This is a genomic window from Marinobacter sp. DUT-3, assembly GCF_050379435.1.
In the GTDB taxonomy this organism is placed as follows: Bacteria; Pseudomonadota; Gammaproteobacteria; order Pseudomonadales; family Oleiphilaceae; genus Marinobacter.
In genome coordinates this window covers 105,312-125,547 of the sequence record NZ_JBNRMG010000005.1, presented here as the reverse complement: position 1 = coordinate 125,547, position 20,236 = coordinate 105,312, and the positions used below count along the sequence as shown (strand labels likewise).

Sequence of the window (20,236 nt, the reverse complement as noted above, 5' to 3'; positions counted from 1 at the left end):
ATGCCGGAGCAAAAAAAAAGCCCCGCTGGGCGGGGCTTTGCGCTGACGTTGATCGCAGGGGGAGCGATTACATCAGGGCGTCAACGCGGTTGCGTACCTTCGGCTCGCTGTTATACGCGGTCGCAATCGCGTTGTAGGTCGGGATATCCAGACCAGAGTCTTCGATGACGGATACCATTTCATCGTTGGCTTCCATCTGCAGCTCCTGGGCCTTTTCCTGGGAATCTGCGTTTTCGATTTTCTCCATGTACTCGTCACGGATATCGTTGATGCCGCCTTGAGCTTCGACGAACTTCTTCAGTTCGGCATCATTGTAGTTGGTGTTCTGGGTGCCCGCAGCCGCCGGATCGCTGTAGCCTTCCTGGCCGGTCTGGGCCGGGTTCTGCTGCTGGCTTTGCTGGGCCAGGGCGGGACCGGCTGCAAGCAGGGCCATGGATACGGTCAGTGAAGTGAGAAGTTTGTTCATAGCGTTACTCCTTTCTCTGCATTTGGGCGCCACTCATTGGAGGCAGCCATTGGTTCGAAACAAGTCTGTTTCGGTACGTTTGTGTTCGTACCCACTATGCAATCAAGGTGTGTGCCAGGTTTTGCGTTGACAATAAAGTCATTAAAAAACAAAGGACTACGATGTATCGGGGGTTAACTTCATGTAATAACGGTTGTGGCTAAATGCCACATGTGGCAAAAAGGTGTGACATTTTGTCGGAGTGCCCCTGATGCAACGGCCTGTCCTGAATGCAGGAAGAATGTTTCGTTCCCTGCGCCTGACCCTGGTATTGAGCCTGGTGGTACCGCTGATGGTATTCAGCGGGCTGGCGATATACCTGGGGTTGAGTGCAGTCGAGCGCAACCTGAATGATCGGTTGAGGGAAGACCTCGAACTTGTGGCCCGGGCGGTGAGTGGCCCCCTTTCCCGGGCGATGTCGGAGGGGGATGAGATCGTGATGGGAGAGTCCCTGGAGTCCATCTTCCGGATTGGTCGGGTGTACGGCGCCTCGGTGTTTGACGAGGAGGGCAAACAGATCGCCAGTCTCGGTGTGGCAGACAGTGACGTTGCCAGCAGTGAAAGTGCCGAGCAGGTCATCTCAAGTGGTGAACTGGGCGGCGCGTTTCGCCGGGTGGATGGTGAGTCGGTGTTTTCCCAGTTTACACCGCTGGTGGCCGGGGACGGTCGTATCCAGGGGTTGTTGCAGATTACCCGCAAGCGCAGTGATTTTCATGAGCTGGTCGCATCCAGTCGTTTGTGGGCGATAGCCATCTGGTCGTCGCTGTCGCTTATCGTCATTCTTGTGGTGGTGCTCGGGCATTACGGCGCGGTGGGGCGTCATGTCAGCCGGCTGCTGGAGATCATGTATTCCATGGCGCCGGGTCATTGGCGAGTGGATGCGCTGCCGGGCGGTCCCCGTGAACTCAGGCAGATTCATGAGGGGCTTCAGGATATGGGCGAGCGGATGGCTGCTGCGGAAGCTGAGATCAGTGAACGGGTTGTCCGGGAGCGGGAGCTGGCGGAACAACTGGAGTACCAGGAAAAGGTGGCCATGATCGGTCGTGTTGCCGGCGGCGTGGCACACGAGCTGGGGGCGCCCCTGAATGTGATCCAGGGCCGGGCAAATATACTGCGCCGTACCGGCTTGCCGGAAGGGCAGGGTCGACACCTGGACGACATTGAACACCAGGTGGAACGTATGACGCTGATTATCCAGCAGTTACTGGATTGTTTTCGTCATGTCCCGGATTCACGACGAGATACGGATCTGGCGGCGGTTCTGCGTGAAGTGACGGATCGCATTTCTGATGATCCCAAATGCTCTGCAAAAACGGTCGTGACCCATGGACTGAATCAGCTGGCCGGGATCAAGGCTGAACCGACCCGCCTCGAGCTTGCCTGTGTCAATGTCGTCCGCAACGCCTGCCAGGCCAGCAGCAGTCGTGTTGAAGTGTCTCTGTTGCAGGGCGACGGTTTATGGGAAGTCCGCGTTGATGATGACGGCGAGGGGATTGCCCCGGAGGTCCGGGAGCGTGTTTTCGAACCCTTCTACAGCACCCGTCCGGCGGGAGAGGGTACAGGCCTGGGGCTCGCAGTGGTGGGCAGCGTCCTCAAGGAGCATGGGGGTTACGCCGAGGTTGGCGAAAGTCCCCTGGGTGGCTGTCGTATGAGTCTGTTCTGGCCGGGGGTACCTGCATATGAATGACAGACAGCCTGCCATCCTGCTGGTTGAGGATGATGCCAGCCTCCGTTTGTTGCTGGCGGAAGAACTGGAACTGGATGGCTATCGGGTTGAAGTGGCAGCCACTGCCCGTGAGGGGCAGCAGAAAGCCCTGAAAACCGAGCCCGATCTGATTGTTTCCGACCTGCGTCTGCCTGATGAGGATGGGTTATCGATTCTCAGAGAGCTTCAGGCTGCAGGTCATTCGGTGCCCTTTATCATCATCACTGCCTTTGGCACGGTGGATCAGGCGGTGGATGCGCTCAAGGCGGGTGCTGATGATTTCCTGACCAAGCCGCTGTCGACCGACCACCTGCGACTGAAAATCCGCCGTCTGCTGGCCCAGGCCGAAATCACCAGTGAGCTGGCCCGGTACAAATCCAGGAGCAGCGACGATGCCTCCCTGGGCCTGGTCGGCGAGAGTGCGGCCATGAGAAGGCTGCGCACGGAAATCCGACAGGTCGCCCGCAGTCATGCCGCGGTGCTGATCAATGGCGAGAGTGGCACCGGCAAGGAACTGGTCGCCCGTGCCATTCACCAGGAAAGTGAACGCCAGGCAAAGCCATTTCTGCCGGTCAACTGCGCCGGTATCCCTCATGAGCTGATGGAAAGCGAATTCTTTGGTCACGAAGCGGGTGCCTTTACCGGGGCAAGGCAGGCCCGCAAAGGACTGTTTGCGGAAGCAGACGGGGGCACCCTGTTGCTGGACGAAATCGGGGAAATGCCTCTGGCATTGCAGGCAAAGCTATTACGGGTGTTGCAGGAAGGGACCATCAAGCCGGTGGGTGCCGATCAGGAAGAAACGGTGGATGTACGCATTATTGCCGCGACCCATGTGGACCTTCTGAAAGCGGTCGAGGAAGGCTCTTTCCGTGAGGATCTGTATTACCGGCTGGAGACCCTGGCGTTGGTGGTTCCGCCACTGCGGGACCGAGGGGATGACGTCGACATCCTGGCCATGCATTTTCTCCGGGAAGCGGCGCTGCGTCATGAACGCGGGTTCATGCGCCTCAGCGAGGTGACGTCCCGCACCCTGATGGACTACCCGTTCCCCGGTAACGTAAGAGAGCTAGGCAGCGCCATTGAGCGTGCGGTGACCTTTTGCGACGGTGATGTGATCCAGCCGGAACACCTGCCTGCCAGGATACGCAAGCGCCAGGCTGAATCTCCTGCCACGCCTGCTCGACTCAATCGGGATAATCTGGCAGATTGGCCGACCCTTGAAACCCTCCAGCAGAATTACGTCAGCGACGTCATCCGTGCCGTGGGCGGTAACAAGCGCCGGGCCGCCCAGATCCTGGGGGTGAATCGAAGGACTCTTTATCGCTGGCTGGATGCCGGCACAGGGGAAAAAGAATGACCAGTCAGAAACAGGCAATGTTGTACGGCTTGGCGACGGTCCTGCTCTGGTCCACTGTGGCGACCGCGTTCAAGTTGTCCCTGCGTGAGTTGTCTCCGGTACAGATGCTGGTGATTGCCTGCTCCGCATCGGTGGTGGTGATGGCCATTATCCTGTTGGTGCAGAAGCGCTGGCATCTGGTGTTTTCACTGAGCCGTAAGCAATACCTGCAATCCATGGGCATGGGGCTGATCAACCCGTGCCTTTATTATTTTGTCTTGTTCGGTGCCTTTGACCGTTTACCCGCCCAGGAAGCCCAGCCGCTGAACTACACCTGGGCCCTGGTGCTGGCCTACATGTCGGTGCCTTTTCTGGGCCAGCGACTGCGCCGGCAGGATATTATTGCCGGCCTCATCTGTTATGCCGGGGTGGTGGTCATCGCCACCCGCGGCGATGTGTTGTCACTGACTTTCTCAGATCCACTCGGCGTCGGGCTGGCCATTGCCAGTACTGTGATCTGGGCGTCGTACTGGATTATTGCCACCCGTGATACCCGTGACCCGGTGGTGGGGCTGTTTCTCAACTTCCTGTGCGGGCTGCCGGTGATCGCGGTGATCTGCGGCTTCACCGACGGCTACGACATCGTGCCGGGAACGGCGGTTGTGGCAGCGGTGTACGTCGGGGTGTTCGAGATGGGAATTGCCTTTGTGTTGTGGTCCTACGCCATGAAGAAGGCGGAGAACACATCGCGGGTCAGCAACCTGATCTTTATTTCACCCTTCCTGTCCCTGGTGTTCATCTCCCTGATCCTGGGCGAAGTGATCCTGCCTTCCACCTATGTCGGACTGGTACTGATTGTGGCCGGGCTCTGGGTTCAGCAACGCAAGGTCAGAAAGCGTATGTCACAGGTGGAGAGCGGATGAGCCGTTGGTACATTTATATGGTGAGGACCGCCAGGGGAGCGCTTTATACCGGTATAACCACGGATGTCGGGCGGCGTTTCGCCGAGCATCAGGCCGGGGCGCCGAAAGGCGCGAGGAGCCTTCGGGGAAAGGGACCGCTTGAGCTGGTGTTTACCGCCGAGGCGGAGGATCGCAGTGTCGCCTCCCGGCTGGAGTGGCATCTCAAGCAGTGGCCCCGTACCCGCAAGGAGGCGCTGGTGCGGGGCGAGATCAGCCTGCCCGGTAGCGATTGATGTGCGCCGCCGCAGTCGTCAAAGCGCTGGTTGCACGTTCCAGTTGACCGGCGTGGACCTGAAACACATGCCAGAGGCTGTTATAGATTTCCAGCGTGGTTTCGACGCCCTGTCTGCTCGCCAGTTCTGATAACTGCCGGGCATCGTTCAGCAGAATTTCCTCGCTTCCGACCTGAATCAGCAACGGCGGCAAGCCATCAAGGTCACCGTGTATGGGAGAAATCAGGGGGGTGGTTCTTGGTTGCTGACCACAATAGGCGGTGGCAGCCTTCTCAATCCAGCGCGGTTGCAGGACCGGCTCGCGCTCCGGTGAATACAACTGCTGGTGTGTCAGGTCGACCCAGGGCGAGAAAACCGTCAGTGACGCTGGTAGCGGGCGGCCGTTGTCGCGGAGCCGCATGGCGAGGGCGATGGTCAGGCCGCCTCCGGCAGAGTCGCCGGCTATGGCGATGGACGCAGGGGCATGGCCTTCCTTTAACAAACCGTCATACACTGCCTCGGCATCATCCAGGGCGGCCGGGAACGGATGCTCCGGCGCCAGCCGGTAATCCGGGGCAACGATGGTTTGGCCGCTGGCCTTGGCCAGGTGGCCGGTGATGCCCCGGTGAGTGTCAGGGGAGCCGATGATATAGCCGCCGCCATGGAGATACAGGATAACCCCCTCTTTGGTGGCGCCATGCCGGGTTCTGACCGCCCGGATGCCGTTAACGGTGATGGAGTCGAACTTACACCCTCTGGGCGGTATGGAACTGCGATAAGCCTGGGCAATAACCTTGCGCTGGAGAGGGATCGGCACTGCCGGGTGTAGCAGGGGGCGAATCATGCGTTGCATGGTTTGCCTCAGGCCGGATTCAAGCAGGTTCTGCAGCATGGCTGACTCCGTGGAAAAGAAACAGGTTCTGTCCGTGATGTTACGGTGGTGTGCTAACCTAGTGACGGAAGCTGAAACGAACAAGGGTCACCTGGGCCATCTTCACTCATTTCAAATGACAAGCGTGTAACTCTACGTGTACTGGAAAACAGATACCATAGAAATTCCTGACTGGAATCGCGGCTCACTGCTGGACAGGCTTGAGCCGTTTGACCCGTCTGCCCCCCGGGAGCTGGGGGATGAGATGGTGGCCTATTGCCGCTTTTATGGCCTGGATCTCTGGGTAGAGCATCCGGAGGTCAGCTACCATCAAGGTTATGTGAGCGCCGGCAAGCACCAGGTTATGGTGCATTATTTCCGGCTACCGGACAGTGGTCGGTCCAAAGGGACGGTGTTTATCCTTCATGGGTACTTTGACCATGTCGGGTTGTATAGCCAGCTGATCGACCGCTGCCTGGGGGCAGGGTTCGATGTCCTGACCTATGATCAGCCCGGGCACGGTTTGTCCAGCGGGACCCCGGCGGCGATCGGCAGTTTCCTGGAATACCAGGCCGTGCTGTCGGAGGTGATTGCCGATGTTAAAGGTAAAGTGAGGGAGTCGTGGTATGCGGTCGGGCAAAGCACCGGCGGAGCCATTCTGATCGACTACCTGTTGTCCGGCCGGCACAGCCAGCAAACGTCGGATTTTCGTCAGGTTGTGTTGCTGGCGCCGCTGATCAGGCCCGTGGGGTGGCTCGGTGCAAAGGTGCTGCACAGTCTGGCGAAGCCGTTCCTGACCCGTTGGCGGCGGGTGTTTGCGGAGAACAGCGGTAATACGCGATTCCTGCAATTCCTGAAAGAGCACGATCCGCTGCAGGCTCGGGCGGTTCATGTGGACTGGGTATCGGCTCTTAGGAGCTGGGTGCCCCACATTGAGTCTGCCAGGCCGGTGAATTTTCCGGTTACGGTGGTTCAGGGTGAAAAAGACCTGACCGTCGATTGGCAGCATAATTTGCGGATTATCCGTAATAAATTTTCCCCAGTGGAGGAACTTCGTATCCCGGATGGTCGTCATCATTTGGTGAACGAAGCTCAGGATCTGCAATCGACGGTATTCAATACTATTATTGATACCTTCTCAAACGACCGTGCGGGTACTCTGTCTGAGGCCTGCTAGGGATAATAAAGCCAGGAGTAAGCTGTGAAGAAAACTGTTCTCGCTTTTGCCGTTGCCACCGTTGGTTTGGGTGGCTGTATGACCTATGACCCGTATACCGGGGAAGAAAAAACCTCCAGTGCAACCAAGGGTAGCATTATTGGCGCCATTGGTGGCGCCGCTGTGGGCGCTGCAACGTCAAGCAGCAGTGACCGTGGCAAGGGGGCGTTGATTGGCGCCGCTGGCGGTGCTGCAGTGGGTGGCGGTATCGGTTACTACATGGACAAGCAGGAAGCCGAGCTTCGCCGCAAACTGGAAGGGTCCGGTGTTCGGGTCGTACGTAATGGTGATGAGATTGAGCTGGTTATGCCAGGCAACATTACTTTCGATACCGACCAGTCCACGATCAAGCCCTCCTTCAGCAACACCCTGGAATCCGTAGGCCTGGTTCTGAAGGAGTTCGACAAAACCATCATCCAGATCGACGGCCATACTGACAGCACTGGTGCACAGAACTACAACCAGCTGTTGAGTGAGCGCCGTGCCGGCTCCGTGCGGGACTTTCTGCTCAATCAGGGTATTGAACCCAAGCGTACCCGGGCAGTGGGCTATGGCCCGCGTTATCCCGTTGCGTCCAATGACACCGCTTCCGGGCGGGAGCAGAACCGTCGGGTCGAGCTGACGCTGGTACCGATGCAGTAAGGTTTGGTGCGGTTATAAAAAAAGCCCCGGCGCTTCATTGCTCCGGGGCTTTTTTGTGGTTAGTTGGTATTGCTGGGTAGCCATTCATCAATGCGGTCTTTGAGATCCTGAAGCCGGTCTTCGCCGGAATCCCGTACCTCCCCCAGTTTCTTGCGGGCATCCTCAATGCGGTCTTCCAGTTGCTGTACCTTCTCGGAGAACTCCTTCTGAATCTCAGCCTCTGCCTGGTCGTCTTTGGCTTTTGCCATCTTGTGTTCGGCGTCTGCCCTGAGACTGTCGATCTGTTTGCTCCAACGCTCTGTCTGGGTTTCCAGCTTGGTCAGCAGAGAATCCTTCAGTGACATGGTTTACTCCTGTCTATGGTTGTGCGTGCGGCTTGAACAAACGCTTTCCCTATTAACCATGGACGTTATTGGCCGTTTCTCAAGTGTTAATCAAAAAATAGCCGGTTAAATAACGTTAACTTCGTCACGTTTTGGCCCTCGATGCCATGTTGGTCAGGGTGTGGGTTGTGACAGATTGTCACGCTCAAAAACGTAAATAATGATAAGTGAAGGAACGAACCCTATGACCAGCCGAATATTGCCTGCCGCCTGTCTTGGTGTAGCCCTGGCCGCTACCGCACCCGCAATCCACGGGAGCCTGCTGGGCGGCCTCGGGTTCACTGGCGAATCCAGCGATGAAACCGGGCAACAGGCATTGCAGCCCGGAGACGTATTGCCAGGTCGCTACATCGTAACCCTCAATCCGGAATTGCCCGACATTCTCGGGTTGGCGGATCTGCAGGCGGGGGTCGAGTCCCTGTTGCTGGCTGTAGGAGGCGGAGAGATCCTTCATCTGTATAGCACCGCCATGACCGGGGCCGCGGTAACGCTGACCGATGGGCAGGCCGGCCTGCTGTCATCCCTGCCGGGAGTGCTGGCCGTGGAGCCGGATCGTATTGTTGCCGCCAACACCGACGTTCAGCAAGGCGCAACCTGGGGGCTGGACAGGATTGATCAGCAGGTACTGCCGCTGGATGAACTCTACCGTTACCCCGCGTCTGCCGGGGCGGGCGCCAATGTGTATATTATCGATACCGGCCTGCGGGACAGCCATGTGGAATTTACCGGGCGTGTGATTGAGGGGCGTAATTTCGCGGTCAATGACGCTGGCCTCCTGGGCGTGGGAGGTTTGCCGTTGCTTGGCCCCCTGTTGAATCTTGGCGGAGAAACCGATCCAGCTGATACCACCGACTGTAACGGCCATGGCACCCATGTGGCCAGCACCGCAGCGGGGTCTCAATATGGGGTCGCCAAGGCCGCCTCAGTTGCGGCGGTACGGGTGCTGGATTGCTCCGGCGCCGGTTCGAATGCCGATGTGATTGCAGGTGTGGACTGGGTCGCTGAAAACCATCAGGCGCCTGCGATTGCCAATATGTCTCTCGGAGGTGGCGATTCAGACGCTCTGGACTTTGCGGTGAAAGGCGCCATCGCCAAAGGTGTGACCTTTGTTGTTGCCGCCGGTAACAGCGATGCCGATGCCTGCTCCGGTTCCCCCAACCGTGTGGAGGCCGCCCTTACGGTGGGCAGCACCACCCGGGAGGATCAGCGTTCGTCCTTCTCCAACCACGGTGAGTGCGTAGATCTGTTTGCCCCCGGATCCGACATCACGGCGGCTTGGTACCAGACCGATACCGAGACCAACACCATCAGCGGCACATCAATGGCTTCGCCCCATGTCGCCGGTGTGGCGGCGCTGGTTCTGGGTGATCAGGGTGGCTTGAGCCCGGATCAGGTGGGGGCCGCCATTCTGGAGATGACGACGACAAATGTGCTGAGTGGTATCAAGGCGGGTTCGCCCAACTTGCTGCTGCGCGTACCTCAATAATTGCTATTGAGCTTTATGCTGGCGGAACAAAAAACGGGAGCCCTGGGGCTCCCGTTTTTTTAGGCTTTCTGCCGATCTGATCAGAACAGAACGCGGCAGCGAATGGTGCCTTTGACGTGGATCAGCTTCTCCAGCGCCAGCTCACCGTACTCCTTGTCGACATCGATCACTACGTAGCCAATGTCTTCCTTGGTTTGCAGATACTGGCCGCAGACGTTGATGCCGTTCTCCGAAAACACCTGGTTGATTTCGGACATCACGCCCGGCACGTTCTCGTGAATGTGCAGCAGACGGTGCTGGTTCGGGTGTGAGGGCAGGGCCACTTCCGGGAAGTTCACGGAAGACACAGACGTGCCGTTGTCGCTGTACATGGCCAGTTTTTCCGCCACTTCGCGACCGATGTTTTCCTGGGCCTCGATGGTGGAGCCACCAACGTGCGGCGTCAGGATCACGTTATCGAATTCCCGCAGCGGAGAGACAAATTCCTCGTCGTTGGATTTGGGCTCAACCGGGAAAACGTCAATGGCGGCGCCAAGGAGTTTGCCGCTTCCGAGGGCATCGGCCAGAGCGTCAATATCCACCACGGTACCCCGTGAGGCATTCATCAGGATCGAGCCCGGCTTCATCTGGGCGAACTGCTCAGCTTTGAACATGTACCTGGTCGATTGGGTTTCCGGCACGTGCAGGCTGACCACATCAGAGATGTTCAGCAGCTCTTGCAGCGTACCTACCTGAGTGGCGTTACCGATCGACAGCTTGGAGACCACATCGTAGAAGTACACGTCCATGCCCAGGCCTTCGGCCAGCACACTGAACTGGGTGCCGATGTTGCCATAGCCGATGATGCCCAGCTTCTTGCCACGAATCTCGTAGCTGTTCTTGGCGGATTTCAGCCATTCACCACGATGAGCCTTGGCGCTTTTCTCGGGCACGCCACGCAGCAGCAGGATAGCCTGGGCCAGCACCAGCTCGGCCACACTGCGGGTGTTGGAGAAGGGCGCGTTGAATACGGCGATACCCCGGCGGGTAGCCGCCTGCAGGTCTACCTGGTTTGTGCCGATACAGAAACAACCCACTGCCACCAATTTCTGGGCGGCATCAAATACTTTCTCGGTCAGCTGGGTGCGCGAGCGAATCCCGACGAAGTGCGCGTCGGCAATCTTCTCAATCAGGTCTTCCTCGGCCAGCGAGTGAGTCAGGTACTCGATGTTGGTGTAGCCTGCGGCATTCAGGGTATCAATAGCAGATTGATGCACGCCTTCCAGCAGCAGGATCCGGATTTTGCTCTTTTCGAGAGACGTATTTGACATGGGCTTGCTTCCGAACCTTTCGTCACGTGAAATGACCTGGAGCCAGGATCGTCGGGCTGGCTCACAGAACAGGGGCGGTATGATACCATAAACGCAGATTTTCACAGCGCGTCGGATTGCCTGAATCAATTGCCCCGTGATTCGCTGAATGCAGGCCCGCCGTCCAACCCTTACGAGACTGATAGCTTCATGAATTCCGAACAGATTATCGCTTCGCTGAGAGAGCTGATTGCCGCAGGGGATGCCCCCGGTAAAGTGCTGACCGATCCGGCAGACCTGGAAAACTACGGCAAGGACTGGACCAAAATCTACCCGCCGAAGCCGCTGGCCATTGTGCTGCCAAAAACAACGGAGCAGGTGCAGGCACTGGTGACCTTCGCCAATGACAACCAGGTGGCACTGGTGCCGTCCGGTGGCCGTACCGGCCTGAGCGCGGGCGCGGTTGCCGCCAACGGTGAAGTGGTGGTGGCGTTCGATAACATGAACCAGATCCTGGATTTCAGTGCCAGTGACCGCACCGTGCGTTGTCAGGCGGGTGTGGTGACCGAGCAGTTGCAGACATTCGCGGAAGACAATGGCCTGTATTACCCGGTGGACTTCGCCTCTGCCGGCTCCAGCCAGCTGGGCGGCAACCTGTCCACCAATGCCGGCGGCATCAAGGTGATCCGCTACGGCATGAGCCGTGACTGGGTAGCCGGCCTCAAGGTTGTGACCGGCAAGGGCGATATCCTGGACCTGAACAAGGACCTGGAAAAGAACAACACCGGTTACGACCTGCGTCACCTGTTTATCGGTGCCGAGGGCACGCTGGGCTTTATCACTGAAGCCACCATGAAGCTGTCCCGCAAACCGGACAACCTGACCGTGCTGGTGCTGGGTCTCAATGACCTGACCAACACCATGGACGTGCTGCAGACGTTCCAGAAGCAGATCGACCTGACCGCCTACGAGTTCTTCTCCCATGAAGCCATGGGGCACGTGCTGGCCCACGGCCAGGTGCAGGCACCGTTCGAAACCGAGGCTCCGTATTACGCGTTGCTGGAGTTCGAAGCGGTGTCCGATCAGGTGATGGATGACGCCATGACCCTGTTCGAGCAGTGCGTGGAGAGCGGCTGGGTACTGGACGGCGTGATCAGCCAGAGCGAAACCCAGGCCAACAATCTTTGGCAGTTGCGGGAGCGGATCTCCGAATCCATCGCGCCGCGCACGCCCTACAAGAACGACATTTCCGTGGTGGTTTCCAGGGTGCCGGGCTTCCTGCAGGAAATCGACGCCGTGGTGAACGAGCATTACCCGGACTTCGAAATCATCTGGTTCGGCCACATCGGCGATGGCAACCTGCACCTGAACATCCTCAAGCCGGAAGACATGGCGAAAGAGGACTTCTTTGAGAAGTGCCAGCAGGTCAACAAGTGGGTGTTCGAGATTGTCGAACGGTACCAGGGCAGTGTCTCCGCCGAACACGGCGTGGGCATGACCAAGAAGCCCTATCTGCATTACACCCGCAGTGAAGCGGAGATCGCCTACCTGAGGGGTATCAAACAGGTTTTCGATCCCAACGGCATCATCAACCCGGGCAAGATTTTCGACTGATGCAAGATCACATCGTCGTACTGACAGGCGCTGGCATCAGCGCCGAAAGCGGACTCTCCACCTTCCGTGACAACGGCGGGCTGTGGGAACAGCACAGTGTCTACGATGTGGCCACCCCCGAAGCCTTTGAGCGCAACCAGGAACTGGTGTTGAGGTTCTACAATGAGCGCCGTCGCCAGCTTCAGTCAGCCGAGCCTAATGAAGCGCACCGGCTGTTAGCGGAGCTTGAAGAGCGCTACCGCGTCACGGTGGTCACGCAGAATGTGGACGATCTTCACGAACGCGGTGGCTCCTCCAGCGTGATCCACCTGCACGGTGAATTAACCAAGGCCCGCAGCTCCCGCTTTCCGGAGCTGGTATATGACATCGGCTACCGGGATATCAGCCCCGGTGATACCTGCGACGAGGGCGCCCAGCTCAGACCCCATATCGTCTGGTTTGGTGAGGAAGTACCGATGCTGGAGAAGGCGGCAGAGGTAGTTCGTACCGCCGATCACCTGTTGATTGTTGGCACCTCCCTGCAAGTCTATCCCGCCGCCGGCCTGGTCTATGAAGTCGACGTCGACGTGCCCATTACGGTGATTGACCCCGGTGAGCCGGCTTCGGTGTCGCGGGCCCGGGTTATTTGCAAGGGGGCGAGTGACGGTGTGCTGGAGTGGGTGAAAGGCCTTTCCTTCTAGCGGATCTGTGTGATTCTGTAAAACCGGGGGGCATGCCCCCCGTACTGCCTCCAACTGACTTGGCGATCAGAGCGAAGCCGGTGACTTGTCCTTGATTTTCGTCCACTTGGTGTTGGCGGTCTTGATATGACCCGGAACGTCTTCCATCCACAGGTCCTGGATGCTGTGGTCCAGGTTCAGATACAGCTTGCCGTCAACAACCCGCCAGACTTCCGGATCGCCAGTGAACTTCTTGCCTACCGATACACCATATGCGCAGTAGCCGTTGTAGGCTGGCGCATATTTTTCGGGGCTTTTCTCGAACAGCTTCTGATTCTCTTCACTGGAGAACTGGTAGATCGCACCGTCGTACTCCGCCACGTAGTTGCCGTTACCGCGAACGGGGCGCTTTTCGGTTTGGTATGACACCACGTCGTAGCCCTGGACCGCGGGAGTACTGTGCGGGTAATTCCCGGCGTTGGCGCCAAAGGACACACACAACAGTGTGATCAGGGCGAAGAATGTGCGTTTGATGTTCATAACGTTAAATCTCCATTTGCTTGTTGGTTATACAGCTTGGTGAAGATCACCGGTCGAGACGACTGGGATGTCGATCTCGTGGTTCAGTATTGGCTAGAGATGTAAAACTGTTAATGCTTAAAAAGCCGATTTAAATACTAAATCGTATTTTTTTAAGTACTAATAAGTTTCCAGTGCTTGGTGGTGTATGATTTCAGTATCGGCGATACGAACCATGCTGAATGGCCCTGTTTTCATACTGAATGGTGCTTTGGTTGTTATGGACGCGCTTACCGATATCCTCAATACGCTGCGTATGAAGAGCAGCCTCTACTTCCGTACCGAGCTAACGGCGCCCTGGGGTATCAAGGTGCCATCCCAGGGCAGGGTGGCGCGTTTCCACATCGCGATACGTGGCCAATGTTGGCTGCGGGTTGAAGACATGGACGACGACATCTTCATGTCCAACGGTGACCTGGTCATCATCCCCCACGGTGCCAGTCATATCCTCGCGGACTCTCCGGATACCCCAGCAACGGATCTGGATGATGTCTTCCAGGAAATTGCCTATCCGGGTAGTGGCCCTCTGGTCTTCGGCGGGGGCGGTGCCGGTTGCTGTCTGGTCTGTGGTGAGTTTGCCTTCGACGACCGAGAGAACCATCCTTTGCTTGATAATCTTCCAACCCTGTTGCGGGTCACCGGCGATCAGAGTTACAACGCCAGGTGGCTGGACAGCGTCATCGGTTTCATTGCCCATGAAGCCGCCAGTATGCAGGCCGGGGCCAATGCGATTATTGACCGGCTGTCAGAGATCATTTTTATCCAGGTGATCCGCACCACCCTGGCATCGACCAAGGGGCACATTCCTTTCCTGTCCGCCTTTACCGATCCGCGCATCAGTACCGTGCTGTCAGAGATTCACCGGACTCCGGAGACGGACTGGACCGTGGAGTCGTTGGGCCAGGTGGCCAACATGTCCCGCTCGGCGTTCTCCAACCGGTTTACGGAACTGGCGAACATGACTCCACTGCAATACATCATGTTCGTGCGTCTGCAGAAGGCCAGTCGCATGCTCACCGAGGGCTATGATTCGCTGCCCGCCATTGCCGAAAGTATCGGGTATAAGTCCGAGGCGGCGTTCAGCCTGGCGTTCAAGCGGCAGTTTGGCGTGCGGCCGGGGGAGTATCGTCGATTGAACATTTCCTCTCGGCAGCGGTCATAGCCTACTGTTGTCTGTATCCCATGGAAAAGTCCGGCACTTGTCCAGGAGGAAATAATGATGACTATAGGCAACCAATCCGGATACCTGGCGCTGCTCATTGGCGCCCTGCTGGCGTGGTCCACTGCGTCCCTGGCCCATCACGGCTGGGGCTGGGCCACGGATGAGGAATTTGAAATCACCGGTACCATTACCGGGGTAAGTCTGGGCAATCCCCACGGCGAGGTGACCATTGATGTGGATGGCGAGGAATGGGTGATCGAAGTCGGGCAGCCCTGGCGCAATATGCGAGCGGGGTTGACGGATGAACAGCTCAGCGAGGGCCGTGATATCACCGTTCATGGACACCGTTCCGCCCGGGAGGGGGAGCGCCTGATGAAGGCAGAGCGCGTGGTGGTCGATGGCGAGGACTACGACCTCTACCCCGGGCGTGATTCCTGACGGCTCGCTGAGACTGGCCCATGGAATCCTGGCTGACTGCCCTGGAAGCCTCCGGGCTGGCCACGGCGCTGCGTAACTCGGTGTGGGTGTATCCGCTGGTCAACGCCGGCCATATCCTGGGGGTCGCGCTATTGGTTGGTGGCATCGTGCCACTGGATCTGCGGCTGCTGGGCCTGTGGCGCAATCTGCCCCTGGCTCCGCTTTGGAGGGTGTTGCGGACAACGTCCGCGACGGGGCTGGTGGTTGCGGTGGTTTGCGGGACCCTGCTGTTTTCCACCCGCGCCACGGAATACGTGGCCTCCCCCTGGTTCCAGGCCAAGATGCTGGTGGTACTGCTGGGCTTCACCAACGCACTTTGGTTGGCTTGGTGGACACGGGGTGGTGGGCCGTGGAAAACCGACGTCGCGAGACTGCCGGCGGCTATTTCACTGGTGGCCTGGGGAACGGCGCTTTGCCTCGGGCGGCTACTGGGGTATTTCTGAGGTCTGCTTACCGGCCAGTAAACGTGCCGCCATTTTCTTCGCCAGGTTGGCGGCATTCTTATCTCCCCGCGTGTGCGCATAGACAATCGCGCCGTCGACCAGCAACGATAGCTGCGCAGCCAGGTGCGTTTTGTCTTCTCCCCCGGTGCTGAGGCTGTTCTCGATTAACTGTTGGACCTGGGCTTTGTGCCCCGCTGCAAACTGGTAAATGGCGTCACCTTCCTGGGCGTATTCCGCACTGGCGTTGATGAAATTACAGCCAAAGAACCCCTCCGACCGGAACCAGTTATCCAGCGCATCGAAGATCGCCAGGGCAGGCGGTTCCCCTTTTTCACTGGCCTGTTCCAGGGTGCGCTGGATCAGCGCGATTTGTTGTTCGTGACGTTGCTGCAGCACGGCAAGAATTAACTCCTCCTTGCTGCGGAAATACTTATACAGGGTTGCTTTCGAGACACCGGATTCGGCCAATACCCAGTCGATCCCGGTGGCATGGTAGCCGTGCTCGTTGAACAGGCGGTAGGCGGTGTCGATCAGAAGTTGCTTACGGGGTTGGGGCACAGGGCAGACCTTGTCAGGAAATTCAGTGGTGAAATTATATCACCGGGTAGTGCTTGACATGAACAGATCTGTTCAATTAAGCTCAAATCACAGGTGAACAGGTCTGTTCACCTGCGGTGTATGCCGGTCACCCACAGGACCCTCTATCATGAACCAAGTATTTGACAGTGAAAGGAAAGTACAAACATCGGCCCCGGCCACTCAGGGTATCCACCACCTGGGGTTGACGGTGAAGGACATCAACGAAGTTGCGGCCTTCTTTCGGGAACAACTGAATTTCAGTGTGGTGGGTGAGGTGCCGGACTATCCGGCTATATTCGTCAGTGACGGTCATATTATGCTCACCCTGTGGCAGGCAAGAGAGCCGGATTTAGCGATCCCCTTCGATCGCCACTCTAACATCGGACTGCATCATTTCGCCTTGCATGTTGCCAATGTAGATACTCTGGAAGTGTTGTTTCACCGGTTGTCAGGAGTCCATGGGGTAGGCATCGAATTTGAGCCCCAGCCCCTGGGGCAGTCGTGCGCCAGACACATGATGTGCTTGATCCCGGGTGGCCTCAGGGTCGAATTTATTGCAGCGTGATTGCGGAGGTGCGGGATGATGGCAGACGATACGGCGGCGCATGGTGTCTGGCACCAGGGAGAGCTCGCAGTGCAGTCCCGCGCGGGGGTGCGGGAGAAGATGGCGACGATCGGTGCGCGGGTGATTCGTGACTATATGCCGGACCAGCACCGGGAATTTTTCACGCAGTTGCCGATGGTGATTCTTGGTGCGCAGGATATGGCCGGTGAACTTTGGGCAACGGCTCTGTTCGGCAAACCAGGCTTTATCCAGTCTCCCGCCGAGCGGCTATTAACAATTGATGCCCAGTTGCCTTCCCATGATCCGTTGGCCTCCAGTCTGTACCTTGGCTCCAGTGTCGGGTTGTTGGGCATCCAGCTTGAAACACGGCGTCGTAACCGGGCCAATGGAACCATTGCCCAGCGCGAAGGGGGACGCATTGCACTCTCGGTCGAGCAGAGTTTTGGTAACTGTGCAAAGTACATCCGGCGTCGCTACCCTGTCCCGAACGAAGGCTACGGTGATTTTGTTCGGGAGTCGTTCACAACCCTGATCGGGCCTGTGGTCCAGTTGATTCGTGCGGCTGATACCTTTTTTATCGCCAGCGCCTTCAATGACGGAGAACCGGGGGCCAATCGCGGTGTCGATGTTTCCCATCGGGGTGGCGAGCCCGGATTTATCGGACTCGATGACCAGCATCGCTTATTGGTACCGGACTATGTGGGCAATAACTTCTTTAACACCATTGGCAACCTGGCGGTTGACCCTCGTGCCGGCCTGCTGTTCCTGGATTTCCAGCGAGGCCATGCGGTGCATCTGACGGCAAGGGCGGAAGTCGTCTGGAGGGGTGATGAAACGCAGATCTGGGGAGAGGGGGACAGGATGCTGCGGCTGACCCTTGTTCGGGGCTGCATTATCTACAATGCGTCGCCCTACATCTGGAGAATGAATGAGTCTGATGAGCCGGCATGCACTTCCCGTTTCTAACCCCGGCCCAGATACTTCTCCAGTTCGTCGCGGAACGCCGCCTGCACCCCCAGCCGTTTCAGCATCCAGTAATGCCCGGCGATCATCCGGTCGATGAAGATGCTCTCTACCGGCGGTTTGAAATAGTCCAGGTACTTGAACACCGTGGTGGTTTTGGCGGCTACCTGCTTGTGGATGTCGGATTCCGCAAAGTCGTAGGGCTCGCTCTGATTGAAGGGCACGATGAGAATGTCCCGCCACATGGCGTAGTAGGCTTCGTCCACTGCCGGTTGTGAGTCCACCCGTGCGCCCAGGGCGATCAGGTGGAGGTCCAGGGCGGCGTAATCTTCGTCCAGTGCGGACACCAGCGCCTTGCGGTAGGCCTCGACAATCTCCGGCTTCAGTTTCTTCACACAGCCAAAGTCATACAGGATGATGGAGCCGTCGGGTCGGTAGGCAAAATTGCCCGCGTGGGGGTCACCGTGGATACACTGAAAGCGGAACAGCTGGTCAGCCATCATGGTGAAGATACGGTGGCCGATCAGGTTGATGGTGTCCTGGCTGTACTTCGCGGGGGTGACGGCGTTGATGTGATCGCCCTCCACCAGCTCCATGGTCAGCACTCGTCTTGAGGAGTGGCTGTCAAAAACCCGGGGAATGATGATCCAGTCATCCTTGGCGTGAAACTTCCGGAATTCCTCAAGGTTGCGGGCTTCGTTCTCGTAATCCAGTTCTTCCTTCAGGCGGACACGGATTTCACCGAACAGCTGGTCCACGTGTTCTTTCGGCATCTTCAGCAGGCCACCGAGTTTCAGGGCCAGGCGCAACTGCTTCAGGTCGCTGTCGCAGGATTCGTCCACGCCGGGGTACTGGACTTTAACAATCACATCGGTGCCATCGTGCAAACGCGCCCGGTGGACCTGGCCGATGGACGCCGCAGCGTAGGGCGTTTCCTGCAGGTATTCAAACAGCTCCGGAACCGGTTTGCCGAGCTCGGTTTCCACCTGTGCGACGATCACATCGAACGGCATCGGCGGCGCTTCTTTCTGCAGACGTTCCAGGGCGTCGGAGAATTCCTTGGGCAGGAAATCCTGGGTCTGGGACGCAATCTGCCCCACCTTCATTACCGCGCCTTTCAGCTCCCCCAGCGTATCGGCAATCTGGTCGGCCATGCGGGTGTAGCTTTCGCTTTGGGCGCCTTCGTCGTTTTCTGTACGAAACAGGCGGCGGGCCCGTTGCCCGGCGTATTGCCCGGCGACGGATGCGGTCATGCCTGCGAGTCTGAAGAATCGTCCACTACGGGAGGTCACCGGTTTTTTAGCCATGTACTGAGTACGTCCTGAGCGGCGGAAACGTTTGGTACCAATCTTACGCTAAATCACCCGGGTTTCGACAAACAGGGCGTCTTCCAGTTCAAGGGACAGGATCTGTCCGGATGCGAGTGCCCCCACGCCACTCGGCGTTCCTGTCAGCACCACGTCTCCCGGCATCAGCGTGAACTGGCTGCTCATATGGGCAATCAGGGGGATGACCGGGTTGAGCATATCACGGGTGTTGCCAGTCTGCTGGCGCTGTCCGTCAATGTCGAGGGTAAACGTCAGGTGGTCTTTTCTGAGTTTATCCGCTGCAATGAAGGGCGACAGGGGGCAGGCGCCGTCAAAGGCCTTGGCCCGCTCCCACGGGTGGCGCTTCTCTTTCAGCACAGTCTGGACATCCCGCAGGGTCAGATCCAGCGCCAGCCCGAAGCCCAGAATCGCGGCTTCTGCCTCGCTGGGGGAGGCGTTGGTGAGGGGGCGGCCAATAAGGACCGCCAGTTCCGTCTCGAAATGAACTTCCCCCCGGTCCCGGGGAAAGTCTAGCGGTCGAGTCATGTGGACTGCAGCCGTGGAGGGCTTGATAAACAGCAGCGGCTCGTCGGGTACCGGGTTGTTCAGTTCCCGGGCGTGTTCCGTGTAATTGCGGCCAATGCAGACAATCTTGCCAAGGGGCAGGTGAACGGGGGTGCCGTCCTTCCAGTGGTGTTGATAGTCGGGCATGGCCGTCTCCTGTTTACTAGTCGCCTTCAAAGGAGCAAACAGTATATACCTGCAATCCCTCTTGCTGCAGCTTGCGGGAGCCGCCGAGATCCGGCAGGTCAATCATTGCCGCCACTTCGACAATCTCCGCGCCGATACGGCGAATCAGCCGGGCGGCAGCCAGCATGGTGCCGCCGGTGGCAATCAGGTCGTCCACCAGAACTACATTATCGCCAGGCTTGAAGGCATCCTTGTGGAGTTCCACGGACGCGGTGCCGTACTCCAGTTCGTAATCTTCCACCAGGGTATCGAAGGGCAGTTTGCCTTTCTTGCGGATCAGTACCAGTGAGGCGTTCAGTTCGTAGGCGAGTGCCGAGCCGATGATGAAGCCGCGGGCATCCACGGCGGCGACGGCGTCGATGTTCTGCCCATGGTAACGGTGAACAAAGGCGTCAATCAGCTTGCGAAAGGCCGTGCGATCCTGAAGAACCGTGGTGATGTCACGGAAGGCCACGCCGGGCTTGGGCCAGTCAGGCACCGTGCGGATGGCTTTTTTGATGCTCTCTGCAAAGTAATCCATAAATTGTCCGG

Annotated in this window: 23 protein-coding genes; 14 read left to right on the top strand and 9 right to left on the bottom strand. The window is 58.1% G+C overall.

The annotated features are described in order from the left end of the window. Positions 1 to 67 precede the first annotated feature (67 nt). Complete coding sequence (locus ACQUWM_RS11020; protein ID WP_406999275.1) at positions 68 to 466, bottom strand: DUF4168 domain-containing protein; 399 nt, start codon at positions 464 to 466, stop codon at positions 68 to 70. A gap of 250 nt (positions 467 to 716) precedes the next feature. Here ACQUWM_RS11020 and ACQUWM_RS11015 point away from each other — a divergent pair, with 250 nt between their 5' ends. From ACQUWM_RS11015 to ACQUWM_RS11000, 4 genes are read left to right on the top strand one after another with little or no spacing between them, the layout of a single operon-like run. Then, positions 717 to 2,192, top strand: coding sequence for an ATP-binding protein (locus tag ACQUWM_RS11015; protein ID WP_428922189.1), 1,476 nt, complete (start codon positions 717 to 719; stop codon positions 2,190 to 2,192). Beyond that, positions 2,185 to 3,567: a sigma-54-dependent transcriptional regulator gene (locus tag ACQUWM_RS11010; protein WP_428922188.1), complete on the top strand. Its 1,383-nt coding sequence runs from the start codon at positions 2,185 to 2,187 to the stop codon at positions 3,565 to 3,567. Before ACQUWM_RS11015 ends, ACQUWM_RS11010 begins: the two co-directional genes overlap by 8 nt. Further along, complete coding sequence (locus tag ACQUWM_RS11005) at positions 3,564 to 4,469, top strand: DMT family transporter (RefSeq protein ID WP_428922187.1); 906 nt, start codon at positions 3,564 to 3,566, stop codon at positions 4,467 to 4,469. The genes ACQUWM_RS11010 and ACQUWM_RS11005 overlap by 4 nt, the downstream gene beginning before the upstream one ends. Next, a complete protein-coding gene (locus tag ACQUWM_RS11000; RefSeq protein WP_406999267.1) occupies positions 4,466 to 4,741 on the top strand; it encodes a GIY-YIG nuclease family protein in 276 nt (91 codons plus the stop codon). The genes ACQUWM_RS11005 and ACQUWM_RS11000 overlap by 4 nt, the downstream gene beginning before the upstream one ends. On the opposite strand, the gene ACQUWM_RS10995 is transcribed toward ACQUWM_RS11000, so the two are convergent. Further along, positions 4,719 to 5,612, bottom strand: coding sequence for an alpha/beta hydrolase (locus tag ACQUWM_RS10995; RefSeq protein ID WP_428922186.1), 894 nt, complete (start codon positions 5,610 to 5,612; stop codon positions 4,719 to 4,721). The two genes, ACQUWM_RS11000 and ACQUWM_RS10995, sit on opposite strands and share 23 nt — an antisense overlap. A 136-nt stretch (positions 5,613 to 5,748) precedes the next feature. Here ACQUWM_RS10995 and ACQUWM_RS10990 point away from each other — a divergent pair, with 136 nt between their 5' ends. Together ACQUWM_RS10990 and ACQUWM_RS10985 are read left to right on the top strand one after the other, a co-directional pair. Beyond that, entirely contained in the window at positions 5,749 to 6,768 is a 1,020-nt protein-coding gene (locus ACQUWM_RS10990; RefSeq protein ID WP_428922185.1) for an alpha/beta hydrolase, read from the top strand. A 24-nt stretch (positions 6,769 to 6,792) separates the two neighbouring features. Beyond that, entirely contained in the window at positions 6,793 to 7,449 is a 657-nt protein-coding gene (locus tag ACQUWM_RS10985; RefSeq protein WP_428922184.1) for an OmpA family protein, read from the top strand. 59 nt (positions 7,450 to 7,508) lie between these two features. Here the strand turns inward: ACQUWM_RS10985 and ACQUWM_RS10980 are convergent, their stop codons facing one another. Further along, the gene (locus ACQUWM_RS10980) at positions 7,509 to 7,793 is read right to left on the bottom strand and encodes a hypothetical protein (RefSeq protein ID WP_406999260.1); all 285 of its coding nucleotides are present in this window, start codon (positions 7,791 to 7,793) and stop codon (positions 7,509 to 7,511) included. A gap of 223 nt (positions 7,794 to 8,016) precedes the next feature. On the opposite strand from ACQUWM_RS10980, the gene ACQUWM_RS10975 reads away from it, so the two are divergent. Next, entirely contained in the window at positions 8,017 to 9,318 is a 1,302-nt protein-coding gene (locus ACQUWM_RS10975; protein ID WP_428922183.1) for a S8 family peptidase, read from the top strand. Between the two features lie 80 nt (positions 9,319 to 9,398). Here ACQUWM_RS10975 and serA read toward each other — a convergent pair whose 3' ends face one another. Beyond that, positions 9,399 to 10,628: a phosphoglycerate dehydrogenase gene (gene serA, locus ACQUWM_RS10970; protein ID WP_428922182.1), complete on the bottom strand. Its 1,230-nt coding sequence runs from the start codon at positions 10,626 to 10,628 to the stop codon at positions 9,399 to 9,401. A gap of 189 nt (positions 10,629 to 10,817) precedes the next feature. On the opposite strand from serA, the gene ACQUWM_RS10965 reads away from it, so the two are divergent. Both ACQUWM_RS10965 and ACQUWM_RS10960 read left to right on the top strand, forming a co-directional pair. Next, the gene (locus tag ACQUWM_RS10965; RefSeq protein WP_428922181.1) at positions 10,818 to 12,221 is read left to right on the top strand and encodes an FAD-binding oxidoreductase; all 1,404 of its coding nucleotides are present in this window, start codon (positions 10,818 to 10,820) and stop codon (positions 12,219 to 12,221) included. Then, positions 12,221 to 12,901: an SIR2 family NAD-dependent protein deacylase gene (locus ACQUWM_RS10960; RefSeq protein WP_428922180.1), complete on the top strand. Its 681-nt coding sequence runs from the start codon at positions 12,221 to 12,223 to the stop codon at positions 12,899 to 12,901. The genes ACQUWM_RS10965 and ACQUWM_RS10960 overlap by 1 nt, the downstream gene beginning before the upstream one ends. Before the next feature lie 66 nt (positions 12,902 to 12,967). Here ACQUWM_RS10960 and ACQUWM_RS10955 read toward each other — a convergent pair whose 3' ends face one another. Then, positions 12,968 to 13,420, bottom strand: a complete 453-nt coding sequence (locus ACQUWM_RS10955) for a YHS domain-containing (seleno)protein (protein ID WP_428922179.1) — start codon at positions 13,418 to 13,420, stop codon at positions 12,968 to 12,970. Between the two features lie 259 nt (positions 13,421 to 13,679). On the opposite strand from ACQUWM_RS10955, the gene ACQUWM_RS10950 reads away from it, so the two are divergent. From ACQUWM_RS10950 to ACQUWM_RS10940, 3 genes are read left to right on the top strand one after another with little or no spacing between them, the layout of a single operon-like run. Continuing rightward, positions 13,680 to 14,621, top strand: coding sequence for an AraC family transcriptional regulator (locus ACQUWM_RS10950; protein WP_428922178.1), 942 nt, complete (start codon positions 13,680 to 13,682; stop codon positions 14,619 to 14,621). Positions 14,622 to 14,675: 54 nt separating this feature from the next. Further along, a complete protein-coding gene (locus ACQUWM_RS10945) occupies positions 14,676 to 15,059 on the top strand; it encodes a DUF6152 family protein (protein ID WP_428922177.1) in 384 nt (127 codons plus the stop codon). A 20-nt stretch (positions 15,060 to 15,079) separates the two neighbouring features. After that, positions 15,080 to 15,541, top strand: coding sequence for a hypothetical protein (locus tag ACQUWM_RS10940; RefSeq protein ID WP_428922176.1), 462 nt, complete (start codon positions 15,080 to 15,082; stop codon positions 15,539 to 15,541). Here ACQUWM_RS10940 and ACQUWM_RS10935 read toward each other — a convergent pair. Beyond that, on the bottom strand, positions 15,524 to 16,099 hold the full coding sequence (locus ACQUWM_RS10935) for a TetR/AcrR family transcriptional regulator (RefSeq protein ID WP_428922175.1): 576 nt from the start codon (positions 16,097 to 16,099) through the stop codon (positions 15,524 to 15,526). The genes ACQUWM_RS10940 and ACQUWM_RS10935 overlap by 18 nt on opposite strands. 148 nt (positions 16,100 to 16,247) lie before the next feature. Here ACQUWM_RS10935 and ACQUWM_RS10930 point away from each other — a divergent pair, with 148 nt between their 5' ends. Next, the gene (locus tag ACQUWM_RS10930; RefSeq protein ID WP_428922174.1) at positions 16,248 to 16,685 is read left to right on the top strand and encodes a VOC family protein; all 438 of its coding nucleotides are present in this window, start codon (positions 16,248 to 16,250) and stop codon (positions 16,683 to 16,685) included. A 15-nt stretch (positions 16,686 to 16,700) separates the two neighbouring features. Further along, positions 16,701 to 17,651 (top strand): pyridoxamine 5'-phosphate oxidase family protein, encoded by a 951-nt coding sequence (locus ACQUWM_RS10925; protein ID WP_428922173.1) that lies wholly within the window; start codon positions 16,701 to 16,703, stop codon positions 17,649 to 17,651. On the opposite strand, the gene ACQUWM_RS10920 is transcribed toward ACQUWM_RS10925, so the two are convergent. From ACQUWM_RS10920 to ACQUWM_RS10910, 3 genes are read right to left on the bottom strand one after another with little or no spacing between them, the layout of a single operon-like run. After that, positions 17,648 to 18,955 (bottom strand): ABC1 kinase family protein, encoded by a 1,308-nt coding sequence (locus ACQUWM_RS10920; RefSeq protein WP_428922172.1) that lies wholly within the window; start codon positions 18,953 to 18,955, stop codon positions 17,648 to 17,650. The genes ACQUWM_RS10925 and ACQUWM_RS10920 overlap by 4 nt on opposite strands. 48 nt (positions 18,956 to 19,003) lie before the next feature. Then, on the bottom strand, positions 19,004 to 19,666 hold the full coding sequence (locus ACQUWM_RS10915; RefSeq protein WP_406986808.1) for a fumarylacetoacetate hydrolase family protein: 663 nt from the start codon (positions 19,664 to 19,666) through the stop codon (positions 19,004 to 19,006). A 16-nt stretch (positions 19,667 to 19,682) separates the two neighbouring features. Next, positions 19,683 to 20,225: an adenine phosphoribosyltransferase gene (locus ACQUWM_RS10910; RefSeq protein WP_406986806.1), complete on the bottom strand. Its 543-nt coding sequence runs from the start codon at positions 20,223 to 20,225 to the stop codon at positions 19,683 to 19,685. Positions 20,226 to 20,236: the final 11 nt, after the last annotated feature.

Excerpts from the sequence above, each read along its gene's own strand:
- ACQUWM_RS10960 (WP_428922180.1), top strand. The coding sequence starts at position 12,221 with ATGCAAGATCACATCGTCGTACTGACAGGCGCTGGCATCAGCGCCGAA.
- ACQUWM_RS10955 (WP_428922179.1), bottom strand. The coding sequence starts at position 13,420 with ATGAACATCAAACGCACATTCTTCGCCCTGATCACACTGTTGTGTGTG.
- ACQUWM_RS10940 (WP_428922176.1), top strand. The coding sequence starts at position 15,080 with ATGGAATCCTGGCTGACTGCCCTGGAAGCCTCCGGGCTGGCCACGGCG.
- ACQUWM_RS11000 (WP_406999267.1), top strand. The coding sequence starts at position 4,466 with ATGAGCCGTTGGTACATTTATATGGTGAGGACCGCCAGGGGAGCGCTT.
- ACQUWM_RS10995 (WP_428922186.1), bottom strand. The coding sequence starts at position 5,612 with ATGCTGCAGAACCTGCTTGAATCCGGCCTGAGGCAAACCATGCAACGC.
- ACQUWM_RS10950 (WP_428922178.1), top strand. The coding sequence starts at position 13,680 with ATGGACGCGCTTACCGATATCCTCAATACGCTGCGTATGAAGAGCAGC.
- ACQUWM_RS10910 (WP_406986806.1), bottom strand. The coding sequence starts at position 20,225 with ATGGATTACTTTGCAGAGAGCATCAAAAAAGCCATCCGCACGGTGCCT.
- ACQUWM_RS10980 (WP_406999260.1), bottom strand. The coding sequence starts at position 7,793 with ATGTCACTGAAGGATTCTCTGCTGACCAAGCTGGAAACCCAGACAGAG.
- ACQUWM_RS11015 (WP_428922189.1), top strand. The coding sequence starts at position 717 with ATGCAACGGCCTGTCCTGAATGCAGGAAGAATGTTTCGTTCCCTGCGC.
- ACQUWM_RS10965 (WP_428922181.1), top strand. The coding sequence starts at position 10,818 with ATGAATTCCGAACAGATTATCGCTTCGCTGAGAGAGCTGATTGCCGCA.
- ACQUWM_RS10920 (WP_428922172.1), bottom strand. The coding sequence starts at position 18,955 with ATGGCTAAAAAACCGGTGACCTCCCGTAGTGGACGATTCTTCAGACTC.
- ACQUWM_RS10975 (WP_428922183.1), top strand. The coding sequence starts at position 8,017 with ATGACCAGCCGAATATTGCCTGCCGCCTGTCTTGGTGTAGCCCTGGCC.
- ACQUWM_RS10915 (WP_406986808.1), bottom strand. The coding sequence starts at position 19,666 with ATGCCCGACTATCAACACCACTGGAAGGACGGCACCCCCGTTCACCTG.
- ACQUWM_RS11005 (WP_428922187.1), top strand. The coding sequence starts at position 3,564 with ATGACCAGTCAGAAACAGGCAATGTTGTACGGCTTGGCGACGGTCCTG.
- ACQUWM_RS11010 (WP_428922188.1), top strand. The coding sequence starts at position 2,185 with ATGAATGACAGACAGCCTGCCATCCTGCTGGTTGAGGATGATGCCAGC.
- ACQUWM_RS10925 (WP_428922173.1), top strand. The coding sequence starts at position 16,701 with ATGATGGCAGACGATACGGCGGCGCATGGTGTCTGGCACCAGGGAGAG.
- ACQUWM_RS10930 (WP_428922174.1), top strand. The coding sequence starts at position 16,248 with ATGAACCAAGTATTTGACAGTGAAAGGAAAGTACAAACATCGGCCCCG.
- ACQUWM_RS11020 (WP_406999275.1), bottom strand. The coding sequence starts at position 466 with ATGAACAAACTTCTCACTTCACTGACCGTATCCATGGCCCTGCTTGCA.
- serA (WP_428922182.1), bottom strand. The coding sequence starts at position 10,628 with ATGTCAAATACGTCTCTCGAAAAGAGCAAAATCCGGATCCTGCTGCTG.
- ACQUWM_RS10945 (WP_428922177.1), top strand. The coding sequence starts at position 14,676 with ATGATGACTATAGGCAACCAATCCGGATACCTGGCGCTGCTCATTGGC.